This is a genomic window from Phenylobacterium sp. (assembly GCF_044358365.1).
Classification (GTDB): Bacteria; Pseudomonadota; Alphaproteobacteria; order Caulobacterales; family Caulobacteraceae; genus Phenylobacterium.
On record NZ_JBIKNZ010000009.1, the window covers coordinates 1 to 25,565 of the forward strand.

Below are 25,565 nucleotides of genomic sequence, written 5' to 3' on the forward strand. Positions count from 1 at the left end.
TCGCCTGACCGCGATCTTGCGGCACGGCCATCAAGGCTCCCCAGCCAGGCCATGACCCCGTAGACAACCATAGACCAAGGTCAGTCCAACAACGAACCTGAGGCAACCGTGAAACCAATTAGACAACGCTTTACTTAACCCCTAATCGAGACGCCGGGCCTCGGGTGCCTGGCGCGAGGGAGCGGCCGCGACCTGTTCGCGTCCCTCTGCGTGGGTTCGCGGTCAATGGACACAGGTCGCAGAACCGTCCCGCTGCCGGAAAAACACCCGGGCCCCCGAGCCTCACCGACGCCTTCTGCGCCCCTCTGCGTTTTCTGCGGTTCCGCTCCCTTTCGTAAGCCTGCCCAAATGCTACGTCCGATCCTGACGTACCTCCGTGTTCCACTGCGCAACATGACCGCGACCACCCCTGATCGAGGCGCCGACATGCTGGCCGAGCTGGCTGAGATGGATCTCAGCGCGGCGAAGCACGTCCACGCCCAGCTTCTGGCCGCCACCGAGGCTGCCGAGGTGGCCGATCTCAGCCGGTCCTACCAGCGCGCGTCGCGCTGCGTGCGCCAGACCCTCGCGCTGAAGGCGAAGCTGGCCCAGGACGCCGTCGTCCACCGGATCCGCAACATGCCGTCGCCCGCCACTGACTGGGCCGCTATGCAGCGGGACCTGATCCATTGCGACGAACTGGGCGAGCGCATCAGCGTGTTGCAGGACGCCGTTGGCCGGCTGCTCTACACCGAGGTTTCCGACGCCGGGACCCGTCGAGATCTGACAGAACGGCTCGATATCGAGCTCGACGACTGGATCGAGGAACCGGACTTCACCACCGCCGACGTGGATGCGCAGGTCCGCCGCGCCTGTCGCAGTCTGGGCCTGACCGAAGACCACGTCGCCGAATGGCGCACCTTGCCCCGTCCGCCGACTGACGCTGATCCCGACCTGGGGGATGACGACGTCAACGCCGGCCAACCCGCCGCCGCGCCGCCGGCAGCCGACACCGGCTGATCTCGCCATCCCACCCACACGTGTCATCCCGGTTTTCGTGGAACACGAAAGACCGGGACCCAACCCGCCGCCCGCGCCTGATCTGCCAGGTGCTGCCACGACTTCCACGCCTCACCCACCCTGCGCCGCCGCGTCTATGGGTCCCGGTCTTTCGCTTGCGCGAAAACCGGGATGACACCGCGTGGTTGGAGATCATCGGCCCCGCCTTTCGGCGTATTTCTGCGGTTTCTGCGGTTCAACCAGCGCCGGCCGCAGCGTTCCCAACCTTCGTATCCCGGCGAAACCGAACAATTCCGCTTGCCAGAACCGCCTTTGGCGGCGAAAGGCGTTTTGGAGCAAGTTGGGGGATCCAGGCCTTATGACGCGCGTCGGCTTCTATCCGGGAACGTTCGATCCGATCCACATCGGCCACACCGATATCATTGGCCGTGCCGTCAAGCTGGTGGACAAGCTGATCATCGGCGTGGCGATCAATGTCGGCAAGGGTCCGCTGTTCTCTCTGGATGAGCGGGTGGCCATGGTGGAGGAAACCATCGCGCCTCTGCGCGGCCGGGCCGAGATCGTGGTGCAGCCCTATGAGGGCCTGACCATGCACTTCGCGCGCAGCGTCGGCGCTTCGGTGCTCGTCCGGGGCCTGCGTCGGATCTCCGACTTCGAGTTCGAATTCCAGATGACCGCCATGAACCAGCAACTGGATCGCGAGATCGAGACCGTGTTCTTCATGGCCGATCCGCGCCACCTGGCGATCGCCTCGGTGCTGGTGAAGGAGATCGCTCAACTGGGCGGTGAGGTGGACAATTTCGTCAGCCCGTCGGTGAAGACCCGGTTGATGGCGAAGCTGGGCCGCGCCTGAGCCGATACGACACTGGCTTTGCGGCGCATCGCCCGCTACGAGAGGCGCCGATGAGAAAGACCCTGCTTCTGTTCGCCGCCGGTGCGTTCGCGTTGTCCGCTGGTGCGACCTTCGCCCAGGCGCGCAAGCCCGCCGCGCAGGCCCCGGCGGCCGCCGTGACCCCCGCGGTCCCGAAGCCCACGGCCGCCGACTGGCGTACGCCAAAGCCCGAAGACGTGCTGGTGATCGACACCAACAAGGGCCGCATCATCGTCGAGATGGTTCCGGAGGTCGCGCCGCTCTACACCGAGCGCATGCGCACCCTGGCGCTGCAGCACTTCTTCGACGGGCTGACGTTCTTCCGCGTCATCGACGACTTCATGGCCCAGACCGGCGACCCGGAAAATCGGGGCACGGGCAGTTCAAGCCTGCCGGACGTCAAGGCCGAGTTCATGTTCCGGCGGGGCCCCGAGACGCCCTTCGTGCTCGTCGTTGACCAGAGTGTGGCCGAGGTGGGATTCATCAAATCCCTGCCGGTAGTCACCCAGTCCATGATGCTGGCCCCCATGACCCGTGACGGCAAGATCGCCGGTTACGGCCTCTACTGCCCCGGCGTCGCCGGGGCCGCGCGGGGCAGCGAGGAAGATTCGGCCAACAGCCAGTTCTACCTGATGCGTGAAGCCTATCCGGCGCTGGAGCGCCGCTACACCGCCTGGGGCCGTGTGATTTCGGGCCAGTCTGTGGTCAAGGCCATCAAGACGGGCGAGCCGGTGGCCGATCCGCAGGATCGGATGGACCGCGTACGCCTGCTGACGGATATCCCTGAGAAAGAGCGACCCAAGGTTCGCGTGATCGATCCGGCCGGCCCCTGGTTCAAGGCGGAGATTGCCCGGACCCAGGCCGCTCGAAGCGCCGAATTCACGGCGTGTGATGTGACAATTCCTGTTGAGGTGAAATGATGGACGCTGAAAACACCCTGATCCTGGAGCTGGAGACCGGCGCCGTAACCATCGAACTGCGGCCCGATCTGGCGCCCAAGCACGTGGAGCGGATCAAGTCGCTGGCGCGCAAGGGCTTCTACGACGGTGTGGTCTTCCACCGCGTGATTCCCGGCTTCATGGCCCAGGGCGGCGACCCCACCGGCACCGGTTCAGGCGGCTCGAAGGAACCTGATCTGCCGGCCGAGTTCTCCAAGGAACCGCATGTGCGCGGCGTCTGCTCGATGGCCCGCACCGCCAATCCCAACTCGGCCAACAGCCAGTTCTTCATCTGCTTTGATGACGCCCGCTTCCTGGACAGCCAGTACACGGTCTGGGGTGTGGTCACCGACGGCATGGACCACGTCGACGCCCTGCCCAAGGGCGAGCCGCCGCGCAGCCCAGGCAAGATCATTTCGGCCAAGGTCGCTGCCGACGCCTAACGCACCGGCGCCAGGGTGACGATCAGGGGATAGTGGTCCGAGCCCAACCAGGGCCCGCGCTCCACCTTGACCGTCGCTCGGCCCGGACCGGCGCGGCCAGCGCAGCTCCGGTCGCGAGGCCAGTCACGGGGATCGAGCTCCCCTACCAGGCCAACTGCATTCGCTCCCGGCCTTGACGCGGTGCGTTCCGCATGTGCTTCACCTCGCATTCCATGAAACTAGCTGACTTTGATTTCCATCTTCCTGACGCGTTGATCGCATTGCGCCCGACCAGTCCGCGCGATTCCGCGCGGCTGCTTGTGGTGAACCCTGGCGCGCCGCTCGAGGATCTAAGGGTCCATGACCTGCCGGCGCTGTTGCGTGCCGGTGATGTGCTGGTGGTCAACGATACCCGTGTGATCCCGGCCCGGCTGAAGGGCGTGCGGATGCGGGGCGACAGCCGGATTGCGGTGGAGGCGACGCTGCATCGCCAGCTGGATGAGCAGACCTGGGCCGCTTTCATGCGCCCGGGCAAGAAGCTGGCTCCCCATGATCGCATCACCTTCGGCGCCGATCTGGCTGCGACTGTGCGGGAGAAGGGTGAGGGCGGTGAGATTGTGCTGGCCTTCGATCTGGCCGGCGGCGACCTCATGGCGGCCATCGCGGCCCATGGCATGATGCCTCTGCCGCCCTACATCGCCGCCAAGCGCGGCGAGGATGCCCGGGACCGGGCGGACTATCAGACGGTCTACGCTGCCGAAGAGGGCTCGGTCGCGGCGCCGACGGCGGGGCTCCATTTCACGCCGGAGCTTCTGGCAAGGCTGGCGGCGGCCGGCGTTGGTCTGGAGAAGCTCACCTTGCACGTGGGCGCCGGCACCTTTCTGCCGGTGAAGACGGAAGACCTGTCGATGCACAAGATGCATGCCGAATGGGGCGAGATCGATCCCGCAACCGCAGACAGGCTGAACGCGGCGCGAGCCGCAGGCGGTCGCATCATATGTGTCGGCACCACCTCGCTGCGCCTGATCGAGAGTGCGGCGGATCCGGACGGCGCGATCCGACCGTTCCGCGCGGAAACCGCCATCTTCATCACGCCGGGCTACCGTTTCCGTGCAGCAGAAGGGCTGATGACCAACTTCCACCTGCCGAAATCGACATTGTTCATGCTGGTCTCGGCGTTCGCCGGCCAGGCGACGATGCGGGCTGCCTATGATCACGCCATTGCCTCAGGGTATCGCTTTTATTCCTACGGCGACGCCAGCCTGTTGTGGCGCGCCGAGTGATGGCGGCGTTTCCGTTCCACATCGCCGCCACCGACGGTCGCGCCCGGACCGGCGTGCTGTCGACGCCGCGCGGCGACATCCGTACGCCGGCCTTCATGCCCGTGGGTACGGCAGGCACCGTCAAGGCGTTGACGGTGGAACAGGTGGTGGCCACCGGCGCCGATATCCTGCTGGGCAACACCTATCACCTGATGCTGCGCCCTACGGCGGAGCGGGTAAGTCGGCTGGGCGGCCTGCACCGCTTCATGCGTTGGGAGAAGCCGATCCTGACCGACTCCGGCGGCTTCCAGGTGATGTCGCTATCCAACATAGCCAAGGTGACCGAGGAGTCGGTGACCTTTCAGAGCCATCTGGACGGTAGTCGACATGTGCTGACGCCCGAACGCTCCATCAAGATCCAGGCCGATCTGCTGGGCGCAGACATCGTGATGCAACTGGACGAACTCGTGGCCCTTCCCGCTACAGATGATCGCGCCGCCGAGGCCATGCGGCGGTCGGCGCGATGGGGGGAGCGGTCGAAGGCGGCCTTCGGTCATCGCGACGCTCAGGCGCTGTTCGGCATCCAGCAGGGCGGCGTCGACGAGGCGCTGCGCAGCGAGTCGGCCCGGCGTCTCATCGAGACCGGTTACGATGGCTATGCCATCGGCGGCCTGGCCGTGGGCGAGGGGCACCAGGCCATGGTCGAGGTGCTGGATTTCGCCCCCGCCCAACTGCCGGCAGATCGGCCGCGTTACCTTATGGGGGTGGGCAAGCCGATCGATCTTGTCGAGGCGGTCTATCGAGGTGTCGACATGTTCGACTGCGTGTTGCCGACCCGGTCCGGTCGCCACGGTCAGGCCTGGACCTGGGATGGCGCGATCAACCTGAAGAACGCGCGGTTCGCCGAAGACGACAGTCCGCTTGACGCCTCCAGTGACGTTTCGGCCAGTCGAGATTACTCGAAGGCCTATCTGCACCACCTCGTGAAGTCCCAGGAGATCCTGGGCCAGGTGCTGCTGTCCTGGCACAATCTGGCGTTCTTCCAGGCGCTGATGTCGGAACTCAGGGCCGCGATTTCGGAGGGACGGCTGGAGGCTTTCCGTCGGGCGTTCTCGGCGCGTCATTTCGCGTCGGATACTTCGGCCTAGGCTCTGTCTTGGCCGTGACCGCAGGCGACCTTGTCACTGTGTGTGTCGGGGTGGCGGGCGCTGGGCAACCGCGAGCCTCGCCAAGGCCCTTGAGGTATGCGCGGCGCACTGATCCCGCCAGGATAGCGCTCTGCACCAGCTTGTCATGGCTGGCGGCGCCGGAGACACGTCGCACGACGCCACGGAACGGAATGGCGCCCCCCGCCAGATCACCGGCAACGCTCAGCGCCGTTTGCTTGCCGCGATCCGCAAGATCCACCTCGTCGGATGGGAACTGATCAAGGTCAGGCCCGAGCGCGGCCTCAAGCGGCCGAAGCAGACTGACCAATGTTGAGCATTTCCAGTTGCGCGGCGGCCGCTGGTAAGGGGCCTTGAGCGACTCCAGCAGGACCTCCGGAATCTCGACCTTCAAGACGTTCAGGTCGCGAAGCGGGGTGGCGGCGGCGCCCTGGACGCTGCCCTGCTTTACCTGATCCGATGTTCGGACTTGATCGCGCGGATCCGGCGGCGGTTGGGGCACGGTCCGGCCCGTACGGGTCTGCGCGGCCGCAGACGACACCAGCCCGGCGACAGCAAGGGACAACACGGCAAGGCGGAAGGGTGCATTCATGAGCTCACCAGAGGTCGACAATGCTCCAGGCAATGTACCCTGTAACGAATGTCGCTTCCACTTTCGGTCTCAGCCCTCTAGGTTCCGCGCCGCTTCATCCGGGCTGCCGTCAAAGGACGCCTTGAGTCGCGGGCCGGTAGCTCAGTGGTAGAGCATTCGACTTTTAATCGAATGGTCGTGAGTTCGAACCTCACCCGGCCTACCAATTTTTCGGCGGTGCTCTGGTTCCCAAAATGAAAGGAGCCGGTGCGAGAGTTCGACCGGCTCCAGAACAGGATCAATTTGTCAGGGGCTATTTCGGCGCGGCTTCGCTGGTGTTCGCGAGGTAGGCCTCAAGCGCCTGGCGCGCCACCGTCTTGCAGCCGCTGGTTTCAGCGACCCGGACAATGTCGTCCAGGGTTGTCAGGCTTTCGAGCGCGGGACAGATGCCGCCACGGCGGGCTCCGAAGGTCCGACCCTCGGGCGGAGGCTGGACCAGGGCGCGGAGCGTTTCGAAACGTGCTGCATCCGCCGAAGCCAGACGTGCGCCGGGCAGGGCCACGCCGCCGGCCGCGCCGCGCAGTGTGGTGACTTCGCCGGAGGCGCGCATCAAGGTTACAGTCTGGCCAGCGCCAAGCGCCAGTCGGGCGCCCGCGTCATAGGCTTGGCCGCGCTTGATCGCCGGATCCGAAGAGTTGACGACAATATAGTCGCTGGCCATCGCCACGCCGCCGAATGCAACGGAAAGGGCGACGCCGAGAAGTATCTTTCGCATCAATATTTCCCCGTAGTGCTGCTTTTCAAGTTCAGGAGCAGGTCGAGCGAATAACACACTGGAGCCCTGAACGGTATCTGAACAAGTAGTGTGTCGTCATGATATACGAGGCGGCCCAACGCCAAGACGCAGAACACCGAACTTGGCGAGCCAGACTAGTCCGCGCTCGACGAAGGGGCGACGATCAGCAGGAATTTCGGTCACCAAAGCCATCACTGAACGTGGCCCGTTGGTGAGGCGGGACACCAGGGCGGCAACCTCTCCGTCCGTTGGCAAGCGCGCGGCTTCGCTTCGGACGTCGGGTCTGTTCAGCCATGCCGTCAAGTTATCCTCCGGGAATGGCCGCGTTGAACGGCTCGGAGTTGAACTGTATCGCCGCGTTGGTCATGGCATCCCGGGGCAGACGCCGACACGGGGTCGGCTGTCAGTTAGTTGCTCGCCATTTTCGTAGTGGCGCTGGGCAGCGCTCCGGAGGCGTCGCCGACGATGGTGAAGGGCGCCCAGAAGTAGGGATGACTGAACTGTTCGCTCTGTTGCAGCGTCGATTGCGCCAGCAGCATTGCGTCGCCCTTGGTGGGGGCTTTAGCTGAGAACATCCCCGTCATGAGGCGGACCGTCGCAACCGAGTCCACGGACCAGTGGGAGACGATCAATGAACGCCCACCGGCATAGATAACAGCTCGGGTCAGGCCGCCCAGAGCCTCGCCGCCGCCTTGCATCCCTGTGGTCGTGGCGTCGCCGCCGGATCCGCCTGTGTCGCAGGCCGACAGCACCACGAGATCGGCATCCAGCTTCAAGTCGAGAATCTCGCTGGTGTCCAGCAGTCCGTCACTGTCGCCCAGACCCACTGAGGTCATCAGGGCCGGTTCGGGCAGGCAGGCCGAGGGCTGCGGAAGCAGGCCGTGGGTCGCGAAGTAGAGAACCTTGTAGTCCGACAGGTCGGTTCGTGCGCGGAGCCCGTCATCCGTAAAGGCCGTGCCTACAATGACCTGGTCGGCTGAAACGCCACCGATGCTGGCGCCGACGTTGCGGACTTCGTCGGCTGTGTCGGGAAGGGCCGGCATCTGTAGCAACGCCAGCCGCGTGTTCTCGCAGATACTGGAGACAGCTCTTCCGGTGGAAACAATGCTCACCGATCGCTTCACCACGGACGAGTAGGCCTGTTGATTGCTGCGAGCCGGCGTCGAGGGATCGGCAAACCCCAGAAAGCTGCGCGTGGCCTTACTTGGCGCGAAAGCCCGCGACTGCATGAAGCTGGCGGCCGATAGCACCAGCGCGCTTTCGACCTTGGCCCCCAACCACGCGACCTTGCGATAGTCGGGGTCATTGCCCTCGGGCGTCGCCGCCAGCAGAGGGGCCGGATCCTGCGTCACCAGCGTGGCCACCGGCAGGGAGATCAAACCGCCGTCCGGTTCATAGATCAGGTGCTTTGCGGCCATGACCTGCGAGGCCACCGGGCCCAGCAGTTTCTGGAACAGGTCATAAGATAGCGCGACGTCGAAGGGCGGCAGAGAGTCTTCTTGCTCAAACGGAGAGCGCAACCGAACGACCGCAGCTCCTGCGGTTCCGCGATTGAGGTCGATGGCATAGGGCGTCGCCATTGTCGGCGACACCAGCAAGCCGTAGCCACGATTGCTGAGCAACAGGATCTTTACGTAGACTTCGTCCCTGCGCAGCACCTTTTGCAGGTCAGCCAGTGAGGCGCTGGACGAGACCAACTGCGCGTACCGGGGATTGGCTGACAACAACTGGCTTTCAAGACCATCAGACTGTTCCTGAAGCAGTTTGAGCCGGGCTTCGAGATCGACCCGTTCCTGACCGGAGTAGGCGTTTGTAGCCTGTAGGTTTGCGGCCTGAGCTTCAGCGGCGCGCAGTTGCCGGCGGGTATCTTCCAGGGCGCGGACCAGTCCCGTGACGGCGCCATCGCCAGAGGCCACACGGGCGGCCAGCTTGGAAACGGTCTGTGCGGTGGCGTTCGAGACGACGCTCGACGCCGCGTTGAAGAACCGGCTGCGGTAATCGTTAGCCTTGGCGGGATCGGAGCTGATCAGCTTGATCAACAGATCGAAATAGGGCGCGGCGTCATCAGCAGACGCGCCCAGGGCGCCGCGCTGTTCCTGAAACAGCTTGAAAGCACGCTCATAGGTGACCAGCGCCGCATCCTCCTGGCCGGCGCTGACCTGCGCGCGTCCCAGGTCCAGCAGCAGGCCGCCTTCCGCAGCCGTGCCGGCATGACGCAGCCGAATGGTGCGGATCGCGCCTTGATAGCGAGTGACCGCCACTGCGGGTTGGCCAGAGTTCATGTCGAGTTCGGCAAGGTCCGCCTCGATCCGCGCCCGAAGCCAGACGTTGAGCGCCCCGTTTCCCTCCGCCGCCGAAAGCATCCGGCTTGCCCGTTCCAGGGCGGCTCGCGCACCGGCGATATCGCCCTGGGCCCCCAGCGAGGACCCGACCACTTCCAGCGCCTGGGCGTCCTGAACCACGAGGCGATCAGCCACGGTGACGGCGCTGCCGCCCATAACGTCGCGACCCGCTATTCGGGTGTTAAGGGCCGCAGACAGGTCCCCGCCAATCGTCACCTCGCCTGAGGTCGATTGCGTCACGGCGGGGCCACCGGCGCCAAGGCCGCGCGCCGCGCGTACCTGATCACCGGCCTGCAGGGCGGCCTGACCAGCCTGCACCGCCTCGGCGAACCGCCCGGCGTTGCGCAGGTGCAACGCGCGATAGGTTCTGGCCTGAGCGGAGAGGAGAGGGTTGTTGGCTAGCGATAGCTGAGCGTCCGCGTCGCGGAACAGGCGATCCGCCTCCAGGAAGCGGCTGTTGTTGGAGACATTCAGGGCGAGGTTCAGCAACGCCTCGGCCATCTCGACCGGCGGGGCGCGCCGCCGTTCTGCGTCCGTCAGCAGGGCCTGGAAGTCGGTCTCGGCCTTCTCGAAGCGCCATTCGTTGTTTTGTACATAAGCGCGGGTTCGCAGGCGAACGGGGTCTGTAGCGGCTGCGGCTTGCGCCCGGGCCAGACCACCTGTCGCGCCGCCGAAATCTGCGGCGATCTCGGCGCTGGCCGCCGACGTCTGGATATCCGAGGCCGCTGGCGGTTTCGCAGCTCCGGACACGACCTTCAAGCCGGCCTCAAGTACGTCGGCGATCTGGGCCTGGCCCTCGGCGGCGTACACTGCGCCACCCCTTCCGGAAACATAGGCAAGGTAGGGCGCCTTGGCCGAGGAGTTGCGGCAGGTTCTGCGATCAACGGCGCCAAGCCCCGAAATCGTGGCGGATTTCGAGCCTGAGTCACAGTTGGCTCGCGTCTTGAGCGCTGTTTCCCAGGCGCCGGCGTCGACGGCCTTTGGCAATGCATAAAGCCGACCCAGGCTACCTTCCCATCCGCGGCAACGGATACTCCAGGCGCGACGACCTGCGGCCTGCACGACAGGATCGTCATAGTCGCGCACAGCCTGGCAGACCGCGCCGCTGGCCGCGCTCTGTCCCAGCGGGATGAGGTCAGCGCGGGTCTGTGACTGACTGGCTGATCCAAAGGCGACGACCGTCGAAGCGACCGCCAGTCCGATACGAAAAGTTCTACCGATCATGTTCCGGCCGATCATTTCTTTTGCCTGCGCTGACGCCAGATTTCCTCACTGCCCGTCCCTGTCACCACGGGGTCGGTGACGATCTCATCTGGATCGACCGGCGCAACAGACAGCACAACAGCGGGTGCAATAAGATCCTCGGCCGACGCCACCGAGGCGACGCCTTCTTCCTCTGAAGTCTGCTCTCTTGCCGGTGGTCGCGACCTGCTTTTGCCAAGGAAGGCATTGTTGAGCACATCGCTTGCGCTCAGAACACCGCCGCCCTGGCCGCTGTCGCCGGAGATTCCGCCGCACAGGGATGCGCCCACGTCGCAACTGTTGAAACGGTAGTTGGCGCCGTCTGGCTTGGCGACCGGCGCGCCGTTGTTGTCGACGATGGTAAAGGTCAACGCCTTGTTCGCGGCGGTGCCCTTGTTTACCTTGCCGTCCTGGCTGCCAATGGCCCCCCAGAGTTCGACGAGCTTGGGTGGATCGATGATCAGCGCCGGGTCGAATTTGCCCGAAAGGAAGATCCCCACCGCCTGTACCGACCCGGTTGGCGAGGTGTTCTGCTGAACGACCTTGTTGTCCGCCGACACTTCGAGCTTTCCGGCTGAGACAAAGACTTTCGACGCTTCGTCGGCTGTTGGAGCGACGCCGAGGGGCTTGACCTTGGCGATGTCGATATCGCCGATGGCCGTGCCCTGGACCAGTGTGATGAACCGCTGGGATCCGAACAGGATGTCCTGCCGGGCGGCCAGCCGCACCTCATCGAACGCGCTGATTGCGGAGTAGTCTCCACCGGAAAAAGTGGCTGCTCCCAGTGATCCGCTGACGAGAATGGCGTTCGGTCGCCAGGTGAGATCCGTCGCGTCACCTATTCTGAGGATACCGGCGCTGGTGGTCGGGGTTACGGCGCCGGTGACCCGGACCGTATTGCTTGAGCCTACCAGGAACGCCACGTTGGGGGTGGAAGTCGTATTGACTGAGAGGGACTGCAGAGTCAGATCGCCCCGTGACGCGCCCGTGACCGAGCCGGCGAAGATCCGTAATGCTCCGGACACGCGCAACTGACCGAAGTCCGAGCTGTCCAGGGTCAGCGTTCCCGGCGTGTCGCCTGCCGCGCCGCCGACCCGGATGGCGCCCGACCGGGACTCGATCTGCGCGGTCGAAGCCACCAGCGCGCCGGTCAGGTCGAGGTCGCCGGCCACAATGCGGACGGAGCCGCCCGCCGAGGTGGCGGCGACGCTGGCCTTGCCAGCGACATCCAGGGTCAGGTTTCTGCCCGCGCTGAGCGGCGTTGTCGACGTGAAACTGCCCAGCGACGTTATTGAAAGATCACGCGTCACGGGCGCGATGCCGGATCCCAGCGACAACGTTGATCCCTGCACAATCAGGTCGCGACCGACCTTGTAGCTGGTGGTGCTGACGCCCCCGGTCAGCGCCTTCAGCGTCAGATCGTCGCTGGCCGAGACAGCGCCGGCCTGGATGCTCGAGCCGGTCAGGGTGATTGATCCCGCATCGGCTCGTACGTCCGCCACCCTGAGCACGCCGGCTGCGCTGACCGAGATGCTGCGGTTGGCGACCAGATTGGTCAACAGATTGAAATCGCCGACGGTGCTGCCGATAGCCAGGTCCCGGCCGGCGGTCACGGCATTTAGTCGGACGGTCGGCGCCTTGAGCGTGGCGTCCCTGACCGCGGTGACCCTGAGGGTGGCCGGGGTATCCCTGAGCACATCTACGATTGCGTCTCGCCCGGCCGTGACCGTGACGGCCGTGGCGCCCGTCACCCCGCCTGTACCAAGGCCAAGTTTGGCATCCAGGCTCGTGGATTGCACCACCACCACGCGCCCATTGCCATCTGTGTCGAGATTGCCGGCAAACGACACGCCGGTGGCGTCAAGCCCCACGCCGCTTAGGTTTCCGCTGGTCAAGGAGGCCGAGCCATTGGTCGCCAGCACATAGACGTCGTCGCCGGCATTGGCCGTACCGACGATGGAATCGCCACTGGTCGCGACGGCGTAGATGTCGCCCGTGGCCGTGGCTGTGCCGATCTTGAGGCTGGCTGACTGGGCGAAGATCCAGGGCGCCGTGATCGCGCCCACGTCAAGGGCGCCACCCCTGAGATTGGCGAACGCGCCGGCGGTGATGGCTTCAATCTTGGCCGAAGCCAGATCTACGCTGACGCCTTGGGCGGCTGTCAGGGTGATGGCGCCGGCGACATTAGCGGTTCCGTCCCCGAGGACGATCCCGCCGCCGGCCGTGACGGTGAGCTTTTGCGGCGCGGAGATCGAGTCAATGGCGACATCGGTCTTGCCGACAATCACCCCATCGCGCCCCACGCCGACACCTGCCAGTTCAACGGCGCCGTTTATCGAGCTGACCGAAAGGTTTCCCGTGGCGATCAGACTGTTGGCCATGATATCGGGGCCGGTGACCGCGATGTCCCGACTGGCGACGATCCGCCCCAATTCAATCGTGGCCGTCGCCTGAATCCGGGCGTCACGGCCCGCAGTAATCGTCGAGATGGCCGTCGGATCAAAGAGTGCCGACACCGACTCTCCGAGCTCTACAATGATCCCACCGGAGCCGTTGCCGTTGGGTCCAGGTCCAGGTCCAGGCCCGGGTCCAGGCCCGGGTCCAGGTCCAGGCCCGGGTCCAGGTCCAGGCCCGGGTCCAGGTCCCGGCCCAGGCCCATCGCCATCGCTTTGTATCGGGTTGCATTCTGGGTCTGCTTCACAGATTGCCTGCTTGTCAGCTTCTTCCTGCAACGAGAGCGGGTCTTTCAGTTCATCCAGCGGCCTTACCCAGGGCCTAGCAAACGTCTGGCCAACGTTGCTGACCAACAGATCGCGTGAGGCAGAGGCACGGTTGAGGTAGACGTCGGTATTCGCGACGCCGCTGATCGCGGGGCCCGGCGCGCGGCCCACGATGCTGCCACCGCCGGACAGGACGATATCGCCGCCGTCGGCCCGGACGGCCTGAGCCGTAATCATCCCATCGAGGTTGATGACCGCACTGCCAATGGAAGTCTTGCTGACCGCCGCGATAAAGACCGCATTGGCCCGCGTTTCAGCGCCCAGGTCCAGCGCCAGTCCGGTTTCGCCGCCACCGGCTGCATTGGGTACGATGAAGTCGACCAGATCAAAATCGCCGCCGGCCCCCGGCGCCAACCGGATGCTGAAGGACTTGGCCGCACCGTAGAGCACGCTGCCCTCGGTGGCCGTGACGGTCGCATTGGCCCGCGTGACAACGGTAGGGCCGGTGATCGCTACTATCCCGCCGTTGGCGCGGACCTTGGCGTTGGCCAGCACCCAAAGGCGCGATCCCGGAAAGGCGTCGTTGCCATCAAAGGCGAAGGTATTGTTGGCGGGGTCCAGGAATGTCGACGTATTGGCCGTGCCGATACCGAACAAAAGTCCGCCAGCGTCGATCTGGGCGCCTCGGCCAATGATGATGCTGTTCTGCGAGATGAACCATATGTTGCCGCCTGAAACGCCGCCTACGTTTCCCTGGATGATGCCTTCGATCTTCGAAGGCTGGAGGCTGATGATCTTGTTGAGAATGATGCCGTTGCGACTGGAGAAATTGTAGGCGACGGTCTCGTCGGACTTTACGTTGTAGCTGCTCCACGAAATCACGGTGCGCGGCGCGTTCAGTGTGATCTCGGTGCGCGCGACCGAATCCACGATCACGGGCAATCCGCCGCCGGGATTCACCTCGGAGAATCCCGCCACGGGCAACGCATTCGCCGCCGTCGCGGCGATACCCGCCAACACCCCGCAGAGCGCCGTCCGCGCCAGTAGCAAACCGCGACGACTGGCAGCGATGGCGTCGGCCTTTGCAAGTGGTGTCATTTGACGTTCCTCCGGCATCACAGCAGGCTAGCCGTAAGCTGGATCAAGACCCGATCCGTGGGCTTAACGCGACCGGCTTCGATGGCGTCGATCGGATGGGCGTAGGTAATCTCTAGATTTGCGCGGCTGAACACCCTGAAGACCACGCCGGCGCCGATCGACTTCAGCGTCCGGCTCTGCGGCAGACCCGACAGGCTGGTGTTATTGTTGAAGACGCGACCGGCGTCGAAGAAGGCATAGGGAGCGGCCAGCACTTTGGGGTGAAGCTGCAACGGGCCATAGCGGAGCTCAAAGGCTCCCGAGAACCCCTTGTCCGCCAGCAGCGCCGAGGGGGCGTAGCCGCGCCCTACGGTCAGGCCGCCGAGCGACATCTGTTCATAGGGAAGCAAGCTGCTGGACGTGTACTGAGCCTGCGCCCGCAGCGCGGCCGTCATGCGATCTGTCAGAGCGATGTCAACATCGCCCTGACCCTTGATGACCCAGGCTTCGGGGTTTCCCAGGGGCCGGGTGAGGTCGTTATCGCCGCGCTCACTGCCACCGAGCACCGAGATTCCCTTGCGCGCAATGATCCCGCCGCTCAATAGAGCAGGCCGCTGAACAAACTCCGTTCGGTAGTCGCCGTCGGCCCGCACGTAGAGCACCCTGAGTTGATCGTGCGTCGAAACGGCCCCGGGAATGTCGGTCTTCTGATCGACGAAATCGACACCGCCAGCGACATTCAGATTCCTGTTGCGCGACCGGACAAGCGGATAGGCGCCTTCCAGATTGGCGATGATCGACTTGCTGGTCAGGTCGAGCGCCTTGAGAAAGTCACCGGGACGGCTTTCGCCATAGACCAGTGTTCCACGGCCTATCAGGCCTTCGGCGCCAAAGCGGGCGGTGCTGGCCAGCTGCACAAGCCACTGTTCTTTGGAGTCCAGCGTATGGAATGCGGTCAGCGCGGTGCTTTCGCCAAGGCTGGTCTGGGCTGCCAGTTCACCCCTGATCAACCCGCCCCAGCGACCGACCTGTTTCGAGCCGGTATTCTGGATATTTGCGTAGATGTCGGGGTCATCCTTGATGACGGTCAGGTCGATATCGACTGCGCCGCGCTCGGCGCTGGTCGAAGGTCGAACGGCGGCGCGAACCCTCAGGCCCGGTACGTCTGACGCCAGCAATAGATACCGCTGGGCCCGGGCCATGTCGAAGGGCTTCATGCCCCGAAGCTTCTCGGCATAGCGCTCGATCGTGGCTTGGGAGGGTCCGACGTCGCCGCGGACCCGCACATTGACCACGTGGGCTTCGATCACCTCGAGGATCAGTGCACCGCCGGCAATCCGTTGTTCCGGGATCTCGATGCGCGCCAGGACGCCGCTGTTGAAAACGATCTGCGCCGCCCGATCCCGGATCGAGCAGATCACCGACACCTTTTGTGGCCGGCCCAGATACTCCGCATAGGCGCCGCGAAGGGTTTCGTCGTTGACTGCGGTCGAGCCCTTGAAGGTGACGGTGTTCAGCGTCACCTCGACGGTAGAGCTCTCCAGCGGGCAGGGACCAGGCGGCTCAGGTGCAAATACGCCTGCGTTTCGCCTTTGTGGCGGTCGTTTGACCCGTACATCGGGGCTCAACTCCGGCGCGCTGACGCCGATTCCGCTCACTGCGGAGCTGGGCTTGGGTGCGGCTTGGGCGAGTGTGACGCTTGGAAAGAGCAAGGCGCTGGTGGACAGGGCGCTCACCAACAGCCGCGTGCGACTCCCATCGCTCCTTAACGGATTGCGCCACCCCGACATAAGCCATTCCCCCAAACGCTTATCTAAAGCAGTGTAGTCCCAGCCGTTCTGATTGTTAAGCAGCGTTACAGACAAGACGTCGATCAGATCGACGCAGGATGCGGCGCGATGCAAAATTGAATCGATTGCGCCTTATTCGGATTACCGTAGATTTGTGGACGTCGGTAAGACTGATGACCTGACGCCGGGGAGGGCCAATGGGGGAAGCAGGAGCGTCGCGTGTCTTTGGCGCGTTGAGCGTCGCCTTCGCCATTCTGATTGCCGCAGCCGCAATTCCTTACGGTCGAGGCGCAACCGCCGCGCCTGAACCTGCGGCGGCTCGCAACACCCACGAGGGCGTTGCCTCCTGCGCGGGCTCCACCTGTCACAGCCGCCAGGTCGACTCGGGAATCAATGTTCGCCAGAACGAGTTGATCACCTGGCAGGACCCATCCAGCCAGGCGGGCGCCCACAGTCGTGCCTGGCGCGTACTGACGGAACCCCGGGCACAGGCAATCGCCCGAAAGATGGGCATCGGTCCGGCGCAGAACGCAAAGGAATGTCTCGGCTGTCATGCCGACCCGGTGGTCGAAGCACAGCGCGGGGCGCGTTTCCAGATTTCGGACGGCGTAGGATGCGAGAGTTGCCACGGCGGGTCCAGCAGTTGGCTGGCCAGTCATAGGTCGGTCAACGGTTCCCATGCCGCCAATGTTGCGGCTGGCATGAAGGCGCTCGAGAACCCCAAGGTTCGGGCTGGCGTCTGCCTTGACTGTCACTTCGGAGGCTCAAAACCCGGCCAGTTTGTAACCCACCAGATCATGGCGGCGGGGCATCCCAGGGTCGCTTACGAGCTCGACCTGTTTTCCAATCTTCAGCAACATTGGACGGTCGACGCTGACTATGTGAGGCGCAAGACCTACGCGGGGGGCGTAAAAACCTGGGCGGTTGGTCAGGCCATGGCGCTCGATAGGGCGCTGACACTCTACGCGCAGCCAGGACGCGGGCAGGGGGCTTTCCCCGAACTGTACTTCTTCGATTGCCACAGCTGTCACCGACAGATTTCGGACGATCCGAAAGCCCGTCCGGCATGGCAATCAAATCCGGGACGGCCGATTCCTGCGGGACAACCGCCATTCAACGACGAGAACATGATCATGTTGTCGGCGGCGGCGAAGGTAACGGCGCCAGGGCTTTCAGCGCGGCTCGAGGCTGACTCCAGGGCCTTCCACGCCGCTCTGGCTCGGGACAAGGGTGAATCGATCCGCGCAGCGGCGAAGCTGGCGGCCACGGCGCGCTCACTGTCGGACGCCTTTGCGGCCAGAAACTTCTCGCGTTCGGACACCCTGGCTATTCTGGATACCGTGCTCACGGGCGAACTCGCGCGGCGTTACACGGATTATACCGGCAGCGCCCAGGCGGTTATGGCGGCGGATACATTGCTCAATGCGCTGGTCAGTTCGGGCCAGGTGGATCGGGCGGTTGCTGCAAGGCTGCGCCCCAGTCTCGATCGCGCCTACGCTCAGGTCCGGGATCCCAACAGCTATCGTCCGGACGCTTTCCGCGAGTCCCTGACGCAGGTGGCTCAGGCGGCGAGGTCCTTGCGATGAAGCGGGCCGCGCTCTGGGCAATGGGCGCGGCGGCGCTGGCCCTGGCCTCTTGCGGCGGCGGCGGTGGCGGCTCGCCGCCGGCGGCGGTCACATCGACGAACCCCGTGACCTCGGCCGTAGCCTACACTCTGCCCGGCGCCCAGTCGCTGACGGCGGCTGAAGTTCAACAGGTGATTGCACAGGCCGTCGCGGAATCGCGCGCGCGCAACCTGCCGGCCGTGATTGCTGTGACTGACCGGGTCGGCAATGTGTTGGCCGTCTATTCGATGACCGGGGCCCGCGCCACGGCGACGCTCAGGGCCGGTCCTGGTGGCGCGAATCTTGACGCGCAGGGCGTGGTTGTTCCGGCGGCTGCCGGGGCGATCGCCAAAGCCATCACTGGCGCCTATCTCTCCTCTGGCGGCAATGCGTTCTCGACGCGAACGGCCAGTCAGATCGTGCAGGAGCATTTCCCGCCCAGTCCAACTGCTGTGGGCCTGGAAAGCGGTCCGCTTTTTGGTGTGCAGTTCTCGTCCTTGCCCTGTTCAGATGTCACCACCCGCGTGGCGACCGCGCCGATTGGCCCCCGGCGCTCGCCGCTGGGACTGGCGGCCGATGCAGGCGGGTTCCCGCTCTACAAGGGCGGCGTCCTTGTTGGCGGCGTCGGCGTCATGGCCGATGGCGACTACGGGTTCGACAGAAACATTCTGGATATCGAGGACGACGCCGAAGAAGCGATAGCCTTTGCGGCGGCGACGGGCTTTGACGCGCCCGTCGAGATCCGGGCCGATCGGGTGACGGTGGATGGGACTTCCCTTCGCTTCAGCGACGCCAGCGCTGGGACGCTGAAGTCCGCGCCGGGGAGCGCTCCCGCATTCGCCAGCCTTGGTGCGGCAGTCGGATCCTTTACTGCGGTGAACGGCTACTACGCTGGCGGCAGCGCACTGGCCGGACAGGCCTATGGGACCGAGGCTTCAGGCCTGCGCCTGGCGACGACTGCAGAGTTCTCGACGCCCGGAGCCATGGTCCTGACCAATGGTTCGGGACAGGCCCGCTTCCCAATTCGTGGCGGTACAGATAGCGCTGACGGACTCTCCGCGCTGACGGCCGCAGAAGTCCGGGCTGTCCTTGAGGAGGCCTTCACAATCATGAGCCGGGCGCGGGCCCAGATTCGACGTCCGCTGGACAGCCGCGCCCAGGTATCAATCACGGTGGTGGATAGCCGCGGTCAGATTCTGGGGATCGTGCGGTCCCCTGACGCCCCTGTGTTCGGTATCGATGTCTCCGCCCAGAAGGCCCGGTCGGCCTCGCTGTTCTCGGCGACCTTTGCTGCGACGGAGCTCGGCGCCGATCCCAGCGCGGATGTCCGCAGCTTCGTCCAGAAGACCCGCGACTTTTTTGCAGACCCGGCAGCCTTGACCGGAAAGACGGCCTTTGGCGCGCGGACCCTCGGCAATCTGGCCCGCCCCTATTATCCGGATGGCGAGGTTGGTCGCCCGAACGGGCCTCTTTCACGCCCGATAACCCAGTGGAGCCCGCTGTCTACAGGCCTGCAGTCAGCATTGATCATCGGCAACATCGGACAGCATCTCGGCTTCGTCACGGGCGCATCGGCCACCGATACGCCGGCCGTCTGTACCAGTCTTCCGCAGGTGGCTCCCGGCCAGAATCGACTGCAGAACGGCCTTCAGATTTTCCCGGGCGGCGTTCCCATCTATCGCGGAACCCGGCTCATCGGGGCTATCGGAGTGTCTGGGGACGGTATTGACCAGGACGACATGATCTCGTTCCTGGGAACTCACAATGCGGCGGCAAGGGTCGGCGGAATCAGCAATGCCGCGGCGAGCATTCGGGCGGATACGCTTGTCGTCGGTCCCTCGGCGCCGGCCCGACTTCGCTATGTAGGGTGCCCATTCGCGCCCTTCCTCGACACCACTGATCAGAACGCCTGCCAGGGGAAATAGGCATGCGAACGATCTCCCTCCTTGCGATGACGGCGCTCGCCAGCCTCGGGGGGCACGCCTATGCAGCCCCGCCGCCGGCGGCGCCGGAACTGACCTCGTCGCCGCGCGAGGCTGTCCCGACGGATGCAGCCGCGCCGGTGGATGACGACAAGCCGCTATCCGGGCGCCGGCGCCCTGGTCGTGTCGAGACATTTCCGGAGCCGATCGAACAGACCAACCCCGGCGCCGTGCGCGCACCGCCCCCTGAGGCCTTCCCGCACGACGAACTGCCCATCCCGGATCGCTGGCGACTGGCTGGCGCGCTGGGTGTGGTCAAGCCGCGCTGGTTCGATCCCTACAACCAGAATTTCCTGAAGGGCGACATTCCGTTCAAGGGATCGGAACACTGGTTCCTGGCAGTCAATGCGATCTCCGATACGGTCATCGAACCCCGCAGCTTCCCGATCCCGGTCAGCGTCCAGACCACCTCTCGCCCGGGGAGCCTGGATATCTTCGGTCGCGACTCCAGTCTGGTGTTGGCCCAGACATTCATCGCCGCTGTTTCGGTGATCAAGGGGTCAACGGCTTTCAAACCGCCGGAACTGGAATTCCGCGCGGCGCTGGCGTTCCAGGACAACTATGTCGATGTGCCCGAGAAGCGGGTTCTCTACGTCGAGCCCAGTCGCAAGACCCACCGGAACGACGCCTTCGTCGGCGTCCAGGAAGCCTTCGTCGACTATCACATTCGCGACGTGTCCCCTCGCTACGATTTCGACAGCATTCGGGTGGGCATTCAGCCGTTTTCCACCGAATTCAGGGGATTCCTGTTCCAGGACAATCAACTGGGCGTCCGCTTCTTCGGCAACCGGGACAACAACCGGTTTCAATACAATCTGGCGGCTTTCCGCCGGCTCGAGAAGGACACCAACTCTGGCCTGAACGACGTCACGCAGGACCTTCGCAAGGACTATGTTTTTGTCGCAAATGTCTATCGCCAGGATCTGCCATTCCCTGGCATGACCTCGCAGGTCATTGTCGCCCACAATCTGAACCGGGAACGCAATCAGATCCAGGTCGACAAGAACGGCTTCCCGGTGCGCCCAGCCCTGATCGGAAACCTGCGCGGCCGGAACTATGACGTGACCTATCTGGGCTACAATGCTGACGGTCGGATCGGCAGGATCAATCTGACGGCGTCGGCCTTTCTGGCCCTGGGGTCTGACCGGAACAGTATCTTCACTGACCGCAAGGCGAAGATTCGCAGCTACTTCGCCGCCGTCGAACCTTCGATGGATTTCAGCTGGATACGGGTTAGGCTATCCGGGCTCTATGCTTCGGGCGACAAGGATCCCTACGACAACAAGGAAACGGGTTTCGACGCCATCCAGGAAAACCCCCAGTTCGCCGGCTCCGACACGAGCTACTGGATAAGGCAAACCATTCCATTCGCAGGCGGCGGTCGCGTCATCGCCATCAACGGTCGAAACGGCGTGCTCAACAGTCTGAGGTCATCCAAGGACGAAGGGCAGTCGAATTTCAACAATCCGGGCACCGTGCTGCTGGGAGCAGGCGCTGACTTTGATTTGACCCCGCAACTGCGCGTGTCCACCAATCTCAATCATATCTCCTTTGCCTCGACCGCGATCGTCCAGGCTCTACGCCAGGAGGGCTCAATCCCCAGGGCGCTGGGGTGGGATGCCTCGGTGTCGACCATCTACAGGCCGTTGATGACCCAGAACCTGGTGTTCCGTGGATCGGTGGCGGCCTTTGATCCAGGCAAGGGTTTCAAGGATCTGTTTTCGAACAGTCCGGGTCACAAAAGATACTACTCCATCCTGCTGAACGCGGTTCTCAGCTTCTAGGGTCATGATGCGTAAACTCAGGGAAAAACTGCTGAAGCTTGGGGCCATTATCGCGATGGCTCTGCTCGCGCCCCTGTCGGTTCAGGCCGCGGGCGGCGAGAAGCCGGTTCCCCGCACCTATGTTGAGGCCCCACACGCCAAGCTCGGCATGACCGACGCGGAGGTCGATCAGGCAAGCCGCGGCTGCGTGTCCTGCCATACCGATTCAGACGCCAAGAGCATGCACGTTTCCCAGGCGGTAAAACTGGGCTGCGTATCCTGTCACGGCGGCGATGCCGGCGCCATGTTGCCGGCGGGTCTGACCAAAGGCTCGAGCCAGTACAACGTCGTACGCGACAAGGCGCACGTGCTGCCGCGCTACCCGAAGACCTGGCACTATCCCAGCTCCGCCAACCCTAAACAAAGCTATGCGCTGCTGAATCGCGAAGCGCCGGCATTTGTCCGCTTTGTGAATCCGTCTGACTATCGGGTCGCCCGCCAGGCCTGCGGCGCCTGCCACATGGAACTGATCGAGAAGGCCGAACGGTCGCTGATGGCGACGGGCGCCATGCTGTTCGGCGGCGCGTCCTACAACAACGGCATCTTGCCGTTCAAAAACTATGTCCTGGGGGAGGCGTACACCGTCCACGGAGAGCCTGCGCGGCTGCTTTCGCCGGGGTCCCCGCCTGGAACTGTGACCCCGGAACAGGCCAAGCGGGGCGCCTTGCCCACCCTCTATCCTCTGCCGACCTGGCAGGTGACACCGCCCGGCGACGTCTTTCGGGTGTTTGAACGTGGCGGCCGCAACATCAATACCCAGTTTGCCGAGGTGGGATTGCCCAACGCCAATGGCGCGATCCAGCGCCTGGAAGAGCCGGGGCGGCCCGACCTGAAACAATCGAACCGCGGCCCGGGTACCGGCCTCAGGGTCGCGATCCCACTTCTCAACATTCACAAGACCCGCCTGAACGACCCCTTCACCTGGTTCATGGGCACCAATGACCAGCCGGGCGATTACCGCTCATCGGGCTGCGCGTCATGTCACGTGGTCTACGCCAACAATCGTCAGCCGCACGCCAGCCTGACCTGGGCCAAGTTTGGCCGCGACGGCAAGTCGGCGACCGTTGATCCGACGATCGACAAGGAGGAGTCCGGTCACCCGATCCAGCACGCCTTTACGCGCTCGATCCCGACAGCTCAGTGCATGAACTGCCACATGCACCAGCCGAACATGTTCGTGAACACCTACCTCGGCTACACGATGTGGGACTACGAAGCCGATGCGCCCTTCATGTGGCCGGAGCGCCAGAAATACCCGACATCCGACGAGATAAGGAAGGTTCTGGAGCGCAATCCCGAGGGCGCCGCCCCACGTGGCCTGTGGGCCGACCTCGACTTCCTGCGTAATGTCTTCGATCTCAACGCCAAGCTGAAGGATACCCAGTTCGCGGACTATCACGGCCATGGCTGGAACTTCCGGGCGATCTTCAAGCGGGATCGTGAAGGCAATCTGCTGGACGCCGAGGGCAAGGTCATCGCCAATGATGATCCAGAGAAGTTCGTCCGCAAGGATGCTCCGAAGTTCACCCCGGTGGGTCAGAACGCGCCCGGCAAAGCCGTCCATATGATGGATATCCATGCCGAGAAGGGCATGCAGTGCGCCGACTGCCATTTCAGCCAGGATAGCCATGGCACCGGCTTGATCATGGGCGAGGTGGCCAATGCCGTTGAGATCCGTTGCAAGGACTGCCACGGATCTTCGTCAGCCTATCCGACCCTGAAGACCTCCGGCCCGGCGGCCGATCCCAAGGGAAATGATCTCAGCCTCCTGCGCAATCCCGATGGCCAGCGCCGCTTCGAGTGGCTGGAGCAGGATGGCCGCCGTGTGCTGATCCAGCGGTCGTTGCTGGATCCCAAGCTGGAGTGGCGGATTCATCTGGTGAAAGACTCGGTGGACCGCTCAAGCCCTGACTTCAATCCCAAGGCCGCCCGCGCCAAGTTGATGTCGAAGATCAGCCAGAACGGGAAGCCGTTTGCTTGGGGTGAGGGCGTGGCGCCTGGCGATCGAGCCCACAACGACGAAGAGATGGAGTGTTTCGCCTGCCATACGTCGTGGACGACGGCGTGCGCCGGATGCCACCTGCCGATCGAGGCCAACTGGAAAACCAAGACCCACAAGTACGAGGAAGAGGAAACCCGCAACTACGCGACCTACAATCCGCAGGTCGCCCGCGACGACATGTTCCAGTTGGGGCGTCATCAGACGACCAAGGGCTCAACCATCGCACCGGTTCGCTCCTCCTCGGCGCTTATCCTGAGCTCTACCAACGTCAACCGTGAGCGGATCTATTCGCAGCAGCCGCCGATCTCGGCCTCGGGCTTCTCGAGCCAGGCGTTTGCGCCGCACTTCCCGCACACGGTGCGCACCACCGAGACCAAGACCTGTTCGGACTGCCACGTCTCCGCAGCCAACGACAACAACGCGATCATGGCCCAGTTGCTGCTGCTGGGTACCAACTACGTGAACTTTGTCGGGCAGGACGCCTGGGTGGGCCTGGCAGGCGGAATCGAGGCTGTGCGTGTGTCAGAGTGGAGCGAGCCGCAAGCGGTGTTCGGATCCTATCTTCAGAAGTACGCCTACCCTGATTTCTACAAGCTCCACGTCGAACAGAATGGCCGCGAGCTCAAGTCCTGGGTGCGCGGCAAGCCTTTCGTGAAAGGCCTGAAGGGCGGCGAGGAAGACGCCATGGAGGAGATCGCCAACGTCGTTCACAAGACCCAGGACTCGGCCCGCTGCCTTCAATTGCGGGGTGAGTACATGTTTGTCGCCGAGGGGACCGGTGGATTCAGGGTCTATGACGTCGCCAGTATCGCCAACAAGGGCGTCTCCCAACGGATCATCAAGGCGCCGTTCTCGGCGCTGGGGCATGATACGCGCGTGGCCAGCAAGAACGCCACCTGCATGGCGCTACCCACCAATCAGAACATCGCCCCGCTTCGCAACGAGCATATGCAGACGTTGAAGGTGAAGGACGCTGTGACGGGGGGTGATGTCAGTCTTCTGCAGGCCAACCAGGAACAGACTTTCCTGCCGATCTATTCCTATGCCGTGATCACCGACTCCGAGGAAGGATTGATCCTCGTCAACGTCAATACGCTGGCTGATGGCGACCCGCGTAACAACATGCTGAAGCGAGCTGTCACCTGGAATGTCGGCGGCGTTCTCAAGGGCGCGCGCCACATCACGCTGGGCGGGACCTACGCCTATATCGCCGCCGACGCCGGCATGGTGGTGGTCGATCTGACCGATCCGCTGAAGCCACGGCACGTGACCACGGTCGCGCTGCCGGATGTGCGGGGCTCTGCCCTGCAGTTCCGGTATCTCTGGGTGACAACCGCCCGAGGCCTGGAAGTGCTGGATGTCACCAATATGGCCAAGCCGGTCCTGGTGGAGGGCGCGACAGTACCTCTGGTCGATGCCCGGCGGGTCTACGTAGCGCGGACCTACGCCTATGTGGCGGCCAAGAAGGACGGTCTGGTCATCGTCAACGTGACCAATCCCGAGCGGCCGCGCATCTATCAGAAGTTCGATGCTGACGGCCAGCTCAACGATGCAGAGGATGTAGTGGTCGGCTCGACCAACGCTTCTCTCTTCGCCTATGTCGCCGATGGTCGCAACGGCATGAAGGTTCTGCAACTGACGAGCCCCTCAAGCCAACCCAACTTCTATGGCTTCTCGCCGCAGCCGAAACCGGAGTTGATTGCCTGGGCCCGGACACCGACCCCGGCGTTGGCGATGTCGAAAGGGCTGGACCGTGATCGTGCGGTTGACGAGACCGGTGGTCAGATGGCGATCTTCGGGCGTCTGGGCTCACGGCCGTTTACCCGGCCAGAGATGGAGCGCTTCTTTATGGATCGCTGGGGCCGTCCGTATCGGGTCATGGATCAGGTGGATATGACGGCCTGGATGGGGCCGTCTCTGACGGCGCAGGCGATGCGCTAGAGACGGTCTGCCCGCGG

15 protein-coding genes and 1 tRNA gene are annotated in these 25,565 nt (G+C 64.0%); 11 read left to right on the forward strand and 5 right to left on the reverse strand.

Annotated elements, in window-relative coordinates:
* Positions 1-393: 393 nt before the first annotated feature.
* The 6 genes from ACIQ3B_RS04275 to tgt all read left to right on the forward strand — a co-directional run bounded on the left by ACIQ3B_RS04275 (position 394) and on the right by tgt (position 5,640).
* Positions 394-999: a hypothetical protein gene (locus ACIQ3B_RS04275; RefSeq protein ID WP_397400088.1), complete on the forward strand. Its 606-nt coding sequence runs from the start codon at positions 394-396 to the stop codon at positions 997-999.
* A gap of 358 nt (positions 1,000-1,357) precedes the next feature.
* Positions 1,358-1,852 (forward strand): pantetheine-phosphate adenylyltransferase, encoded by a 495-nt coding sequence (coaD, locus tag ACIQ3B_RS04280; RefSeq protein ID WP_397400089.1) that lies wholly within the window; start codon positions 1,358-1,360, stop codon positions 1,850-1,852.
* A gap of 50 nt (positions 1,853-1,902) precedes the next feature.
* Positions 1,903-2,790 (forward strand): peptidylprolyl isomerase, encoded by an 888-nt coding sequence (locus ACIQ3B_RS04285; protein ID WP_397400090.1) that lies wholly within the window; start codon positions 1,903-1,905, stop codon positions 2,788-2,790.
* Positions 2,787-3,251: a peptidylprolyl isomerase gene (locus ACIQ3B_RS04290; RefSeq protein ID WP_397400091.1), complete on the forward strand. Its 465-nt coding sequence runs from the start codon at positions 2,787-2,789 to the stop codon at positions 3,249-3,251. The genes ACIQ3B_RS04285 and ACIQ3B_RS04290 overlap by 4 nt, the downstream gene beginning before the upstream one ends.
* A gap of 212 nt (positions 3,252-3,463) precedes the next feature.
* Positions 3,464-4,513, forward strand: a complete 1,050-nt coding sequence (queA, locus tag ACIQ3B_RS04295) for a tRNA preQ1(34) S-adenosylmethionine ribosyltransferase-isomerase QueA (RefSeq protein ID WP_397400092.1) — start codon at positions 3,464-3,466, stop codon at positions 4,511-4,513.
* Entirely contained in the window at positions 4,513-5,640 is a 1,128-nt protein-coding gene (tgt, locus tag ACIQ3B_RS04300; protein WP_397400093.1) for a tRNA guanosine(34) transglycosylase Tgt, read from the forward strand. Before queA ends, tgt begins: the two co-directional genes overlap by 1 nt.
* On the opposite strand, the gene ACIQ3B_RS04305 is transcribed toward tgt, so the two are convergent.
* Positions 5,555-6,250 carry a hypothetical protein gene (locus ACIQ3B_RS04305; RefSeq protein ID WP_397400094.1) on the reverse strand — a complete coding sequence of 232 codons (696 nt, stop codon included), beginning with the start codon at positions 6,248-6,250 and terminating at the stop codon, positions 5,555-5,557. The genes tgt and ACIQ3B_RS04305 overlap by 86 nt on opposite strands.
* 130 nt (positions 6,251-6,380) lie before the next feature.
* Here ACIQ3B_RS04305 and ACIQ3B_RS04310 point away from each other — a divergent pair.
* A tRNA-Lys gene (locus ACIQ3B_RS04310) sits at positions 6,381-6,455 on the forward strand.
* A gap of 87 nt (positions 6,456-6,542) precedes the next feature.
* Here the strand turns inward: ACIQ3B_RS04310 and ACIQ3B_RS04315 are convergent.
* The 4 genes from ACIQ3B_RS04315 to ACIQ3B_RS04330 form a co-directional block, all read right to left on the reverse strand.
* A complete protein-coding gene (locus ACIQ3B_RS04315; protein ID WP_397400095.1) occupies positions 6,543-7,004 on the reverse strand; it encodes a hypothetical protein in 462 nt (153 codons plus the stop codon).
* A gap of 428 nt (positions 7,005-7,432) precedes the next feature.
* Positions 7,433-10,591 carry a CHAT domain-containing protein gene (locus ACIQ3B_RS04320; protein WP_397400096.1) on the reverse strand — a complete coding sequence of 1,053 codons (3,159 nt, stop codon included), beginning with the start codon at positions 10,589-10,591 and terminating at the stop codon, positions 7,433-7,435.
* Positions 10,592-10,602: 11 nt separating this feature from the next.
* The gene (locus ACIQ3B_RS04325; protein WP_397400097.1) at positions 10,603-14,427 is read right to left on the reverse strand and encodes a filamentous hemagglutinin N-terminal domain-containing protein; all 3,825 of its coding nucleotides are present in this window, start codon (positions 14,425-14,427) and stop codon (positions 10,603-10,605) included.
* A 17-nt stretch (positions 14,428-14,444) separates the two neighbouring features.
* The gene (locus ACIQ3B_RS04330) at positions 14,445-15,929 is read right to left on the reverse strand and encodes a ShlB/FhaC/HecB family hemolysin secretion/activation protein (RefSeq protein ID WP_397400098.1); all 1,485 of its coding nucleotides are present in this window, start codon (positions 15,927-15,929) and stop codon (positions 14,445-14,447) included.
* A 464-nt stretch (positions 15,930-16,393) separates the two neighbouring features.
* Between ACIQ3B_RS04330 and ACIQ3B_RS04335 the strand changes: the two genes are divergently transcribed.
* Genes ACIQ3B_RS04335 through ACIQ3B_RS04350 form a run of 4 tightly spaced genes read left to right on the forward strand, consistent with a single transcriptional unit; the run spans position 16,394 to position 25,548 of the window.
* Positions 16,394-17,782 (forward strand): multiheme c-type cytochrome, encoded by a 1,389-nt coding sequence (locus tag ACIQ3B_RS04335; protein ID WP_397400099.1) that lies wholly within the window; start codon positions 16,394-16,396, stop codon positions 17,780-17,782.
* Positions 17,779-19,725: a heme-binding protein gene (locus ACIQ3B_RS04340; RefSeq protein ID WP_397400100.1), complete on the forward strand. Its 1,947-nt coding sequence runs from the start codon at positions 17,779-17,781 to the stop codon at positions 19,723-19,725. The genes ACIQ3B_RS04335 and ACIQ3B_RS04340 overlap by 4 nt, the downstream gene beginning before the upstream one ends.
* Positions 19,726-19,727: 2 nt before the next feature.
* Positions 19,728-21,566 carry a hypothetical protein gene (locus ACIQ3B_RS04345; protein WP_397400101.1) on the forward strand — a complete coding sequence of 613 codons (1,839 nt, stop codon included), beginning with the start codon at positions 19,728-19,730 and terminating at the stop codon, positions 21,564-21,566.
* 4 nt (positions 21,567-21,570) lie between these two features.
* Entirely contained in the window at positions 21,571-25,548 is a 3,978-nt protein-coding gene (locus ACIQ3B_RS04350) for a hypothetical protein (RefSeq protein WP_397400102.1), read from the forward strand.
* The last annotated feature ends 17 nt before the right edge of the window (positions 25,549-25,565 follow it).